The sequence below is a fragment of the Candidatus Roizmanbacteria bacterium genome, assembly GCA_016700135.1.
GTDB lineage: Bacteria > Patescibacteriota > Microgenomatia > UBA1406 > GWC2-37-13 > UBA1450.
Window position 1 is genome coordinate 998,680 of the sequence record CP065004.1, and the last position, 12,807, is coordinate 1,011,486.

General features: G+C 43.6%; 13 protein-coding genes and 1 tRNA gene. 4 read left to right on the forward strand and 10 right to left on the reverse strand.

What is annotated here, in order from left to right:
• Positions 1-5: 5 nt before the first annotated feature.
• Genes IPM65_05220 through rpsF form a run of 4 tightly spaced genes read right to left on the reverse strand, consistent with a single transcriptional unit; the run spans position 6 to position 1,825 of the window.
• Complete coding sequence (locus IPM65_05220; GenBank protein ID QQS43524.1) at positions 6-719, reverse strand: hypothetical protein; 714 nt, start codon at positions 717-719, stop codon at positions 6-8.
• A 17-nt stretch (positions 720-736) separates the two neighbouring features.
• Entirely contained in the window at positions 737-943 is a 207-nt protein-coding gene (locus IPM65_05225; GenBank protein QQS43525.1) for a 30S ribosomal protein S18, read from the reverse strand.
• Between the two features lie 21 nt (positions 944-964).
• Entirely contained in the window at positions 965-1,441 is a 477-nt protein-coding gene (locus IPM65_05230; GenBank protein ID QQS43526.1) for a single-stranded DNA-binding protein, read from the reverse strand.
• Positions 1,442-1,477: 36 nt separating this feature from the next.
• A complete protein-coding gene (gene rpsF, locus IPM65_05235; GenBank protein QQS43527.1) occupies positions 1,478-1,825 on the reverse strand; it encodes a 30S ribosomal protein S6 in 348 nt (115 codons plus the stop codon).
• A gap of 127 nt (positions 1,826-1,952) precedes the next feature.
• Between rpsF and IPM65_05240 the strand changes: the two genes are divergently transcribed.
• Entirely contained in the window at positions 1,953-3,695 is a 1,743-nt protein-coding gene (locus IPM65_05240; protein ID QQS43528.1) for a glycosyltransferase family 39 protein, read from the forward strand.
• A 44-nt stretch (positions 3,696-3,739) separates the two neighbouring features.
• The gene (locus IPM65_05245; protein QQS43529.1) at positions 3,740-4,480 is read left to right on the forward strand and encodes an SIMPL domain-containing protein; all 741 of its coding nucleotides are present in this window, start codon (positions 3,740-3,742) and stop codon (positions 4,478-4,480) included.
• A gap of 9 nt (positions 4,481-4,489) precedes the next feature.
• Here IPM65_05245 and IPM65_05250 read toward each other — a convergent pair whose 3' ends face one another.
• Complete coding sequence (locus IPM65_05250) at positions 4,490-5,602, reverse strand: hypothetical protein (protein QQS43530.1); 1,113 nt, start codon at positions 5,600-5,602, stop codon at positions 4,490-4,492.
• Positions 5,603-5,722: 120 nt separating this feature from the next.
• Here IPM65_05250 and IPM65_05255 point away from each other — a divergent pair, with 120 nt between their 5' ends.
• A complete protein-coding gene (locus IPM65_05255; protein ID QQS43531.1) occupies positions 5,723-7,819 on the forward strand; it encodes an acetate--CoA ligase family protein in 2,097 nt (698 codons plus the stop codon).
• Here IPM65_05255 and IPM65_05260 read toward each other — a convergent pair.
• Both IPM65_05260 and IPM65_05265 read right to left on the reverse strand, forming a co-directional pair.
• A complete protein-coding gene (locus tag IPM65_05260; protein ID QQS43532.1) occupies positions 7,816-9,045 on the reverse strand; it encodes a UDP-N-acetylmuramoyl-tripeptide--D-alanyl-D-alanine ligase in 1,230 nt (409 codons plus the stop codon). The genes IPM65_05255 and IPM65_05260 overlap by 4 nt on opposite strands.
• 1 nt (position 9,046) lies before the next feature.
• Positions 9,047-10,474 (reverse strand): cysteine--tRNA ligase, encoded by a 1,428-nt coding sequence (locus tag IPM65_05265; protein ID QQS43533.1) that lies wholly within the window; start codon positions 10,472-10,474, stop codon positions 9,047-9,049.
• 81 nt (positions 10,475-10,555) lie between these two features.
• Here IPM65_05265 and IPM65_05270 point away from each other — a divergent pair, with 81 nt between their 5' ends.
• Positions 10,556-11,614 (forward strand): prolyl oligopeptidase family serine peptidase, encoded by a 1,059-nt coding sequence (locus IPM65_05270; GenBank protein QQS43534.1) that lies wholly within the window; start codon positions 10,556-10,558, stop codon positions 11,612-11,614.
• Between the two features lie 86 nt (positions 11,615-11,700).
• Here IPM65_05270 and IPM65_05275 read toward each other — a convergent pair.
• From IPM65_05275 to IPM65_05285, 3 genes are all read right to left on the reverse strand, one after another.
• Positions 11,701-11,773: transfer RNA gene (locus tag IPM65_05275), tRNA-Pro, on the reverse strand.
• A gap of 40 nt (positions 11,774-11,813) precedes the next feature.
• A complete protein-coding gene (locus tag IPM65_05280) occupies positions 11,814-12,359 on the reverse strand; it encodes a hypothetical protein (protein ID QQS43535.1) in 546 nt (181 codons plus the stop codon).
• A gap of 3 nt (positions 12,360-12,362) precedes the next feature.
• Positions 12,363-12,701 (reverse strand): metal-sulfur cluster assembly factor, encoded by a 339-nt coding sequence (locus IPM65_05285; protein QQS43536.1) that lies wholly within the window; start codon positions 12,699-12,701, stop codon positions 12,363-12,365.
• Between the last annotated feature and the right edge of the window lie 106 nt (positions 12,702-12,807).

The window sequence follows — 12,807 nt, forward strand, 5'->3', positions numbered from 1 at the left end:
GAAGATTATTCGTAAAAGTATAACGTGTTTTCTTCGGGACCGACGATAACGAATGGATACCGCTTAGATAGTATAGTCTCAAAATCTTCGGGTTTGTGGAGAATAATCTGCGTAAGAGAAATTGAAGGAAATTTTCTTACAGAAATTATTCCGCGCGCTCCGAGTGCTTCAATTTTACTGTGATCCATCGGATTCAGCTCAGCCGTTACTATGCATTTGCCGTCAATATCTTCCTCGACCAGAATTCCGTTGCCGTCAGGATTATAAAAAAGTTCGGCCCCGATGTACTCAATAGGTTCTGCTATTTCTACCTTATGAGCATTTTTGACTTTCAGATCAAGGTATCCGTCATAAATTGCCTCAACTTCACCGGTAAAAAAACAGTGCAGCATGTCAGATTCTCCGCTGTTCTGTTCGATAATGAGTGAACCGTCGGCATGGTTGATTTCTTTCAAAATTCCGTCGATCTGACTGAGATACCGCTTTGAACCCAGCATGCTTTTATCTTCAGCTAACAGGTCACCCTGAGTGATCCGGTCACCGATTGTTTTGCGAAGTTTGAGAAATATTTTGTCAGGAGAAAAACGCAAAATTTCTGCGACAGGAATACGGATTGATTTTTTCCCTTTTCGCTTCAGGAGCGGAGTGGTAAAATCCACTCTTTGACCTGCTTCAATAAGCATCTCCGAACTTTGAGGAATCTTCACAGGAACTTTCATGTGAAAGATTATAGCAGTTATTTCGATCCCTGATAAGAGGTATATGGGATAAGTGCAAGATAGCGAGCGTACTTTATCTGTTTGGAAAGAGCTCTCTGATGTTTTGCACAAATGCCGCTTTTTTCCCGGCTTACAATTTTCTTACGCGGTGTCAAAAATTTTTCAAGATTTTCGACATCTTTGTAATCGGGTTCAATACTGTATTTGCAGTAAAAGCACTTCATATTGATATATTAAATACTAATTTAGAACGGAATATCTTCAGGATTGACATCTTCGTCATTTGAGTTTGCGTTACTCTTTGACTCCTGGTTCTCGGACTCCGGAGCGGGAACGTCTTCGGATTCACTCCCGTGATCATCCTGATCTGTCTGACCGTCTCGTCGTCCGTCACTAAAGACGATAAAGTCATCCAAAACGATTTCCGTAATATGTCTTTGCTGGCCGTTCTTGTCAAGATAGTCCCGATAGGTAATTCTGCCTTCGAGATATACTTTTCTTCCTTTTGTCAGTAATTTGCTGCAGAGCTCGGCAAGCTTTTGCCAGGCTACAATCCGGTGGTACTGCGCTTCTTCCTTCGTTTGTCCGTCTGCCGTGGTCCATGAGCGGTTTGTGGCAACGCCAAACGTACAGACTGCTGTATTGTTCGGGGTATATTTCAGTTCGGGATCACGTGTGAGGTTTCCGAGTAAGGTTACTTTGTTGATTGATCGGCTTGACATAATTCTTGATTAAATGGTAATGGTTAGATCCCGAAATTACTTTATTTCTTCTTCAGCTTCTTCTTGTGATTCTTCCTTTACTTCTTTTTTGACCGTTTTCATTTTCGGTTGTGCCGGGACTTCTTCCTGTGCAAGGAACAGGTATCTCAAAAGAAGATTTTCGTAATTGAGTTTGGTTTTAAATTCATTCAGCTGATTTGGTGCAATCTGAATGTTCCATGTGTAGTACTCTGCTGCTGTTTTTTTGTCTATCGGAAATGTCAGAAGTCTCTTTCCCCAGGCTTGTTCCTGCATTTTTTTTCCGGAAAAAGATGTTAACATTTCTTCAAGTTTCTTGAGAGTTTTTGGATCTTCAACGAGGAAGGTTAGTTCGTAGTTACTCATACTGGTTTCGATAAAGCGCTATTTTTGCTTTTTCAACTGTAATTTAATAATAAGTCATATAATAGTAATATTATGACGAGAAATCAAGCATAATTATACCATCCCGGATCTAAATTACAATATACTCATGCGATTTAAGACGATTCAAGTTTCACTATTTTTGATTCTGCTTTTGTCCCTCGTGATTTACACCCGTTTTGTGGGATTGCATTGGGGATTACCGTATCCGATGCATCCTGATGAACGCAACATGGTTGTCTCTATCCTGCAGCTCGACTGCAATACCCCTGTTTTTCAGGAATGTTACAATCCCCACTTTTTTGCATACGGTCAGTTCCCCTTATATCTTACATTTATCCTTTCAATGATTGTCCGGTCGCTTTTAGGCGAATTTGAAGTTCTTCGTTTTGAAACGGTGACTTTGGTACTCCGATCAGTGTCAGCACTAGCATCCCTCATGACGGTATTGTACTTGTACAGGATACTTGATCACCTTTTTAAACTGACAAAACTTCGTGCTCTTGTGACTGTGTTACTCCTGACGTTTGTTCCGTCGTTTATTCAGTTCTCTCATTATGGTACGACTGAATCTCTCCTGATGATGTTTGTGAGTATTCTTTTGTATTACTCTATACGGTATATGGATCACAATATCCATACGGCTAAATATGTCAGGACAACGGGGATTCTTTTGGGTCTTGCGTTTTCGACTAAAGTTTCAGCCGGGCTTTTTGCCGCAATTCCGTTTTTTGTCCTGATATCCCGCTTCATTGAAGAGAGATCGTGGGAGAAGTTTGGATCATATTGGTTTGCCCTAATGAAGATAGCCGCTTTTTCTACGCTGTTTTTTGTGATTACTTCTCCTTTTAATATTATTGACTGGGAAGGATTTGTCCATTCGATGAACTATGAGTCTGCGGTGGGACTGGGAACATACCGTGCTTTTTATACGAGACAATTTGAATATACAATTCCGTTTATTTTTCAGTTTATAAAGATTTTCCCCTATACGCTGGGCTGGCCGATGTTTGTGCTTTCAGCTGCCGGATTTTTCCTGCTTCCCTGGAACAGACACTACAATCTGATGCGGTTTATTTTTTTAGTGCTTTTTATTCCCAATGCCGTCATGTATGCAAAATGGACTCGGTTTATTGCTCCGGTTTTTCCGGTTTCAGTTCTGTTCGGTACGGCATTTTTTTATAATCTTGTTCAGAAAAGCGGTCCGCTTTCGCGGCTTGTGCTGATAATTGGAGCATTTGTCATTATTGTTCCCGGTATGGCGTATCTCACGATTTATCAGACTCCCGATGTCCGTTTTGTCGCATCCCGCTGGATGTATGAAAATATTCCCTCAACGACAAGCATTCTGGCCGAAACGGCAAATGTCGTCGATGTGCCGCTGCCGAATCCTTTAGTAGAACCGGAAAAAGTGTACAGTACTCTTCTCCATCCTATTTCATTTGATTTTTATGAACTTGATAATAATCAGGATCTTTCCGACGAATTGGCAGCAGATTTACGTATTTCGCCTTATATTTTCGTCCCGTCACGACGTATTTTCTGGAATCATACCTGTTATGTCAATGAGAAAGGAACCATCGCACTCAAACCGTATGACAGTGTGTTGAGCGGGTACGAAACTGAACGTTGTGAAAGCTTACGCCAGGATTATCCGCTTCTTAATATTTACTACGAAGCTTTGTTTGAAGGTGAACTCGGGTATGAACAAGTAGCCGAATTTACATCTTATCCCCGTATTGAGATCTTCGGCATAACCTTGGTTGAATTCCCGGATGAAGCGGCTGAAGAGACCTGGACCGTTTTTGACCATCCGGTCATCAGAGTCTATCAGCGTATAGAGACAGAGTAAAATCACATTGACTTCACTGCCCGATATGCCATAATGATAGTACTATGAAAAAACAGTTGCTTTTAATACTAACCCCTATTGTTCTTGTTTTCGTTTTTGTTTTTTTGATGAGTCTTTTACGGATCGGTATTCCCGTGCAGGTTACTCAGAACATGACAACGACAGAACTCTCAGTCACCGGTGAAGGAAAAGTTGACATTGTTCCGAATACCGCAACGGTAGATGTCGGTGTCCGGGTAAACAGAGCCGCAACGGTTGATGCAGCGCAGTCACAGATAAATGAAACAAACAATGCCATCATTGCAGCGATGCAGAAGCTCGGCATTGAAAAACAAAATATTAAGACTTCAAACTACTCAGTCTATCCTTCTTATGACTACTCAAGCGGACGTGATGTTCTTACGGGGTATGACGGTAATGTAACCCTGAGTATCAAAACAAAAAATGTCGATCAGATCTCACAGGTGATATCTGCCGCAACGGAAGCAGGAGCAAATGAAATCCAAAATACCCGTTTTGAAGTGGAAGATCCGGCTGCATACAGAGCAGAAGCCAGAAAAAAGGCGATCGATAATGCAAAAGAGGAAGCAAAAAAACTCGCAGATGAACTCGGAATTAAACTCGGTAAGGTAGTAAATGTCGTTGAACATACATCATCCGGGACTGATGTTTATCCATACATGGCTGAAAGAGCAGTTGGGTTAGGTGGAGGCGGTGGTGCCAGTTTCGAACCTGGATCACAGGCCATCACATCCGTCGTCACGTTGTATTTTGAAAAAAGATAATCGGTAACCTCATATTGCCAAGGAAGCATGTGCCCTCTGAGCCCGATCTGCTGTAGTGATCAGATCATCATTCTGACGGACCAGTGTGATTCCCAGTGATTCCAATCCTCCGTTTCTTTTGAATGAGTGTGGATCAACGACAAACACCATTGACTGGTCATCTTTAAAAACGGAAACGGAATAGCACGGTCCCGGATAAATCGCATCTTTCTCCCTTTTAGGAGCAAGTCCTCTCAAAATACCGCGATGTGACTTCGTCAAGAATTCCCGTTCAAGCGGGTCGGTCAGACCTTCAAGAAACTGTTGAACTTCATCCTCAGGACGAAGAATATATTGTCCTCTCCAATGACTTGCCGCAACTTCATCATAATTCGAAACTGAAGCACTAAATATTTTTCTATGCAGGTCTTTACAGAGAGTATCAATATCAACCATTGATTGCGCTAAATCCTCCGGGTGCATATACGGCATTCGTGCAACTACCCCATTGAAGTTGTAGCGGTACATCTGCTCTTCTTCCGGCGTCAGAACCTGTGCATACCGTAGGGCAGTAAATCTGTCGGGATCCTGTGTGCGCAAATTTTCAAATTCCCGGATAAAATACCTCTCTCTGAGTCTGTCTCCCGGCTCCCGTAACCGGCTGTCTCCGTGTTCAGTAGGGGCCAATATCCCGGGAGGTAACGTGGTACAGTGAATGTGCCAGTTTCTCCAGGACATCGAAGGTGCCTTCAGGTCCCGGCGGCCGTAGTACATGTTGTAGCAAGCAACGGAATCGGGAGTGTCAAGGAATGTGTCCATTTGACGTGCGGCAGCAACTGTAGCTTCTCTCGGAGTGTTGTCAGGTTTGGCATATTCGTCCCCCAGATCAAAGGTGAGCATGTAATGTACTCCGTCACCTTGTTCAGGTACATACTGGTTGGTGGGAAATACGGCGAAGGTTTGATTTTCAATAGGCTCAATCCATCCTTCTCCCGTTTGCTGCTCTTCAGTCATGACCTGCCACATAGCATCAGGTCGATCGTTAATTTGGCGAAGTAACGGCAGCTTATCAGAATTTAACGGTGGGTTACAAACCGTGAGAGTATATCCGCGCGCAGACTGTGCCTCTAAAACATGACTCATTAGTAGAAATTGTATCTTACTTTATCCTTACAATCACCGTTACAAAGAATTATTTTAAGTATTTTATGTGTATATTTTCTTGATCTTTTTAATTACCCGAAACTTCGTTATACTGATTTTATGAACTTAAAACGTTTTTTCAATCCCCGTTCGGTGGCAATTGTCGGAGTATCCGAACATGAAAAGAAAGTCGGGCATCTGGTGGCACACAATATGATACGGCAGGGATATAGCGGGGAAATGTACTTTATTCATCCGTCAGGAGCGGAAATCTTAGGTAAAAAAACGTTGACATCGCTCAAGGAAATCAGACAAACTCTTGATTTAGTTGTTCTGGCAGTGCCTTCCTCTGTTGCTGTCTCCTATCTGGACGAAGTTGCGGCAAACGGTTGTCACAACGTGGTGATGTTTGCCGCCGGTTTCGGGGAGACACATTCACCCGAAGGAAGCCGGATGGAAGAAGCATTACAGCAAAAAATTAAAGAGCATGACATCACCTTGCTCGGCCCGAACTGTATAGGATACATCAATACTCATATCGGAGTGAACGCAACTTTTTTCAGTCATGTCGCACCCAAAGGAAATACCGGCATTATTTCACAATCAGGGGCACTCGGCACCGCATTTCTCGATTATGTTGCGGCAAAGACACATGTCGGCCTTTCAAACTTCATCAGTCTCGGAAATAAGAGTGTGTTGAATGAATCGGATTGCTTGGATTATCTTCTTGATGACCCAAAAACTGAAGTGATCGGTATGTATCTGGAAGATGTCATAAACGGAGAAAGATTTCTGCAAAAGCTTCAGGAGACTACTAAGAAGAAACCGGTCGTAATCCTGAAGTCAGGAAAAACACGGGAGGGGTCAAAAGCGGCGATGTCACACACGGGAAGTATGGCAGGAGACGACGAAGTATTCGATGCCGCAGTACGTCAGGCAGGAGCACTTCGCGCTGATTCATATGCAGAGTTTGAGATGATTTTGAAGCTTTACAGTCTTGATGCAGTTCCGGCAAACAAAAACATTCTGGTTTTATCAAATGCAGGCGGGATGGGCGTACTTCTGACTGACGAGATTATCTCGCAAGGGCTTCACCTTATTACCGTATCGGAAGAAACAACGGAAAAATTATCAAAAGCTTTTGAGGACACGAAAAAGATTACCGTTCATAATCCGATCGATTTATTGGGAGACGCAAGTGCATTTGATTACAAACGGGCTATCAATCTCACTATGGAGGAAAAAGATATCGGCGCAGTTATTGTTCTTCTCACTCCCCAGGCCAATACGGAAATCCTCGAGACCGCACATGTATTGCGGGATGTCTATCATGCTTTTAAATACAAGCCGATTTATCCGATTTTTATGGGGAAAGACTCAGTCACGGAAGCTCATCATTATCTGGAAAAAGAAGGGATCGCAAGTTTCCGTTATTTCTCTCCCCTGCCGAAAGCTATAAAGAAAATTCTTGAGGCAAAAGAATCCGCAAAATCAAAACAATTGGAAGTAAGTCCGCCTGATTATTCACTTCCCGTGCAGTCTCATATCAGGGATGTCCAGCTACTGTTTGCCGAAGGTCGGGGAAAGAAATTTTTAAGTCAGCATGATGCTCTTTCGCTTTTGTCGTGGAGCGGGATTCCGGTAGCAAAAACCTATTTGGCCGTATCTTCCGATGATCTGAAGACGGTAGTTAAGGAAGAGGGATTTCCGCTGGTTGCAAAAATTGCATCAGAGAAAATAACCCACAAGACGGAAGTGAAAGGAGTCATTACCGGAATAACGGTTATGGAGGAACTCCAGAATGCATTTGATTCGATGCGTACAGTCGGTGGGAAAGGATCAGGGTGTTATCTGCAAAAGCAATATTCAGGACATGAACTCATCATCGGATCAAAAAGAGATATTACGTTCGGAACTATTGTACTGGTCGGACTCGGGGGGATTTATGCCGAACTGTTGCATGAAGCAATAGAGCTGGTGTATCCGTTTTCATATGAACAGTTTGCCATAGCGCTTAAAGATTCAAAACTGCATAAACTGACAAGTGAATTCCGGAACATACCCCCGATTGATCCGAAAAAACTGTACGATGTTGCATTTCGGGTAGGACTGCTTGTGAAGACATTCGACAGAATCCGTGAAATTGATATCAATCCTCTCATTGCATCAGGTGAGACATTGGTCGCAGTCGACGGAAGAGTAATACTTTCTGATTAACTGCAGTGTTCATACGGACAAAGTACCGCATCGCAACACACCTTTTCTCCGCGAAGAATCTTGAGAATCCGGTTGTAATTTCGAAGTAATGAGCCTTTCAGGTACCAAAGATCGTTTTTTCTCAGTGTTCTTTTCAAAATGTCAGCGGCTTCAAATACATCTTTTGCATATCCGATTTTATTTTCAGGGAAACCTCTTTTAATTGCTTCATTTATGGTGAATTTCCGGAGCGGCCCGATGCAAAGGACGTAATCAAAATGCATTGCGGCTATCTGCTCACCCGTTTTCCGATGTTCTTTTTCAGGGTCTGCAAGCTCTCCCATCTCTCCTATCACCGCGATTTTTCGCCCTTTTGAGTACTCCATCAGTTCGAGACTCTCGAGACCGGCCTTAGTGCTTCCCGGGCTGGCACGGAGGGAATCGTTGAGAAGAACAGTTCCCAAAGGACCGTCTTCGACACTCATTCTCCCCTGAAGCGGCTTCATATCCCTGACGACTTTCACAAACGTTGCAGTGATATCCCGATCAAGTACGGCAGCACGGACCATCAGATAAGCATTCATAATATTGTAAAAATGAAACGCTCCGATCAGTCCTGTTCTCATTTCTATTGCACGGGAAGTATTTCCTTCATTGAGATAACAAGTTGCCGATGTCCCCGCGAGGGTCAGCTTGATTGATTTGGGATCCGTCCACATGGTGCAATCAGGCGTCATCCCGAACCACTGGACCGCTGCTTTAGTATGATTGGCCATTCCTTTTGTATATTCATTATCATGATTCAAAATTGCTGTTCCGCTTTTGGGAAGGTGTTCTATGATTTTCCGTTTTTCCCTGATAAGAGTTTCCAGTGAACCCATATGTTCTTCATCGGTATGCACGGCTGAGATCCCGGTAATACACGCAATAGAAGGATGTGCGATTTCATGATGGTGATCCATTTCCCCCGGGTGATCAATCCCCAGCTCCCAAACGACGTACTTGGTCCACGGGCGGACTTTGAGTGCCGTGATCGGGACATTGAATGTCGTATCGAGGCTGATATCAGTACGTACCGTCGGACCGAACTGTTCCAATACCTGTGTGACAAGGCCCGTTGTATTAGTCTTGCCCTGACTACCAGTGATCGCAAGCTGCACAGGATGAAATTGATTGAGCCATACTGCGGCAAGGTTGCGTTTGAGCGTATGGTAGATTTTTTTAATTCCCTGAGGCTGATATGACATATTATTTTTTCTTAATCTGATACCCTTCTGCAGAATCCTCAATTTGATATCCCGCTTCTTCAATTTGTGTGCGCAGATCATCTGATTTCTGAAAGTCCTTCTCTTCCCGTGCCTTTAGTCTTTCATCAGCCAGTTTCCGTATTTCATCGGGAATTTCTACGACTGTTGTGACAGGCTGATCTAAATTGAGCCCGAGTATCTCATCTGCAATCTGAAGTAAATAGAATTTATCTGGATTCGGCACAGCATTTGACCGAAGCATATACCAGAGGTTTCCTAACGCTGTTGTGACATTCAGATCATTTCCGATATTGCCCTCAAACTGCTCAAGGAAAAAGAGTGCTCCGCCTGACAGATTGTCACGGTTGTCAACGCGGTTTTCCCCTACTGATTCTTCAAGGTCATTATAAATCTGATGCAGTTCAGTAAATGAGCTGTACGATGCTTGCGCCGCTTCCCAGGTAAAGTTCATCGGTTTACGGTAATGAGCCTGCATGAAAAAGAGTCTCAGAGAAAGCGGATCAATTTCATGTGCTTCGATATCTTTCAGTGTGTAAAAATTCCCTTTCGATTTACTCATTTTCTCTCCATCTACCTGCAAGAATGCGTGATGCACCCACCATTTCACAAACGGTTTTCCCGTTGCGGCTTCTGATTGGGCGATTTCGTTTTCGTGGTGGACCGGGATGTGGTCGATTCCGCCGGTATGAATATCAATAGTTTCCGTGTCCAGTCCTTTCATGCTCATGGCACTACACTCGATATGCCATCCGGGAAAACCGTCACCCCACGGGCTTTCCCAATGCATGGTATGATCGGCAAACCGTCCCACCCTCTTGAACCAGAGAGCAAAGTCTGCCGGATTCCTTTTTCCTTTGTCGACATAGACTTCTTCCCGAACAGCCTGTTTCTTCTCATCGAGCTTTTGTCCCGAAAGTTTGCCGTAGTCAGCAAATTTTGTCACGTCAAAATACAACGCTTCGTCGGTTTCATAGGTATATCCTTTCTCTTCCAGTTTTTTTATGATAGAGACCATCTCCTCAATGTTCTGAGTGGCATGCAGGACTTCAATGTCCTTTTTAAAGACGTTTAAAGCAGCCATCGTATGCCAGAACTGTTCTTCATATTCCTGAGCGACATCCCAAACTGTTTTACCTCTTTTTATAGCACCTTTTTCCAGCTTGTCCTCTCCTGAGTCATCGTCTCCAGTAAGATGTCCGACGTCGGTAATATTCATCACGTGACGGACCTCATGCCCGAAGTATTGTAATGTCCGTTTCAGGACATCATCCATGACATATCGCCGCATGTGTCCGATATGAGTGTCGTCATATACGGTCGGTCCGCAGGAGTACATCGTGATGACCGGTTTTTCGGAAGGAGGAGGAAGCTGTTGTTTGTCACGGCTCAGTGTATCGTAGAGTTTCATACGGATATTATAAAGCTTTGACGTTTACATTGCCATAACCTATGGATGTTATAATAAAAGAGGTTTCCAGTTTCATTTGCTATGCAAAACAGGTATACGTTTGTGCTGCTCTTTAGTACTCTTCTCAATATTATTCTTGCTGCCCTCGTGGGTTATTTTTACTTTTATAACATCGAACTTGCGACACCTGTCCCCCTTTCTGAACAAGAAGTAAAGAATTACCCTTTGAACGATTACGCCTATGATGTTTTGAAAAAGGAAACATTCACCCCGCAACAGATGACTTTCGGCGAGGTGCTGTCTGAAAATGACGAATTTGAGACGCGGATGTTTTACTATGAAGTGGATGATCGAAAAGTAAGCGGACTGGCGCATCTTCCCATTGAGGGAACGAAACATCCCGTGATAGTGATGGTGCGGGGATTTGTTGACCATGATATCTATGCCCCCGGAGTGGGAACAAGGCGGGCATCGGAAGTATTTGCACGGGCAGGATATGTCACTCTTGCACCGGACTTTCTCGGATACGGGGAATCGGATCAGGCATCGGCAGTACCGCTTGAGGATCGATTTCAGACCTATCCGACAGTCCTTCAGCTTTTGGCCAATATTGAAAAATTGAATGAATCATTACTAAAGCTGGATTCCCGATCGGGGTCGGGAATGACAAACTATGCCGATGAAAACAGTGTCGGCATCTGGGGACACAGCAACGGTGGCCAGATTACTCTCTCAGTTCTGGAAATTACGGGAAAATCGTATCCTACCGTGCTCTGGGCGCCTGTTACCAAACCCTTCCCCTACTCCGTGTTGTACTTTACCGACGAGTTTGATGACAACGGACGATACCTGAGGCGGGTCATTGCCGATTTTGAAGATGACTACGATATTGAACGCTTCACTCTTTCAAATTACCTGTCATGGATACAAGCACCGATCCAGCTCCATCAGGGCGGTGCCGATGACGCCGTGCCGATTGAGTGGTCTACCGAGTTTGTGGATGCCGCAGAAGAGGAAGATATTGATATCGAATATTTTACGTATCCTTCGGCTGATCACAATCTTATGCCTGACTGGAGTACAGCCGTTGAGAGATCACTCTCATTCTTCAATAATCACCTGCAGTCGTCATCGCAATAATGAGATTGCGAAAAAAAACGGATACCAGTTTATAAAATACGGCAAGAAGCGAACGGTTATTAAGAAGGGGTTTTCGGTAAGATGTGTCGGGACGACTGGACTTGAACCAGCGACCTCACGGTCCCGAACCGTGTGTTCTACCATCTGAACTACGTCCCGTATCTGATATTATACTGCAGAGAAAGGCAAATAAGAAGGATTATTGTTTGCCCGCGTCAGGTCTGAACTCCGGCGGAAGTTCTGTTGTAGCTTTCTGTCTTTCTCCACCGAGAATACTTTTTCTTTTTTTTCCTTTCGGTGCTTCGAGTGGTGCTTGTTGCTCTTGTTCTTCCATTCTCTTTTTCTCTGCTTCCATCAATGCTTCCTGACGTTTTTCTTCCTCTTCTTCCTGTTCCTGCCTTAAGTTATATTCCTCCTCTTCGCGCTGTACCCGTTTGTGATATTCGGTTTGAGTTTTTTTCTCATCAGCTGCGTCTGCCGCTTCGGGATTTATTAGTCTCTGCAATCGCTGAATTTCCTCCTGGTCATTCTGTTCGTATGCTTGATTCAGTTTTTGTACGTCAAGATCCGTAAATGAGTCATTACCTTTTTCCCGTTCTTTTTGTGTTTCATCATTGAAAAGTGATCCGAAGAAAAGGGTATCAACCGTTTCCTGGGCAGCTTTTTGAGCCGTTTCTTTTCCGAACTCATATAATTGCTCAAGCGTTTTTTCCTGATGTATAGGTTTAGGGTTATTTTTTGACATAGGTCATATTCCGAGCATTGCTTTCGCCCGTTCACTCATCCTGTCGATCGACCAGGGCGGATCAAAAGTAAGTTCAATTTCGACTGTATCCTGTGACAAACCGATCATTTCCAGATTGTGGTATATTTCATCCTGAATCGTATCAAACAGCGGACATCCGAGTGAAGTGAGGGTCATAAGTATATGAACCTTTTCATTTTTGACGTCGACATTGTATACTAATCCTAAATCGGTGATGGACATATTCAGTTCGGGATCCATGACATCATTCAATTTATCAAGAATCTGTTCGGAAGTAGGCATAATATCTTGTTTCTGAATAAATTTACGAAAATTTGACATTTTTAGTATACCATGAGGATGCTTGCTCATGTTGAAAGTGCGGCATGATAGATCGTACCGTTTTTTTAGCATAAGCAAGCGAGATTGACGCTTGTGTCTTTACAAT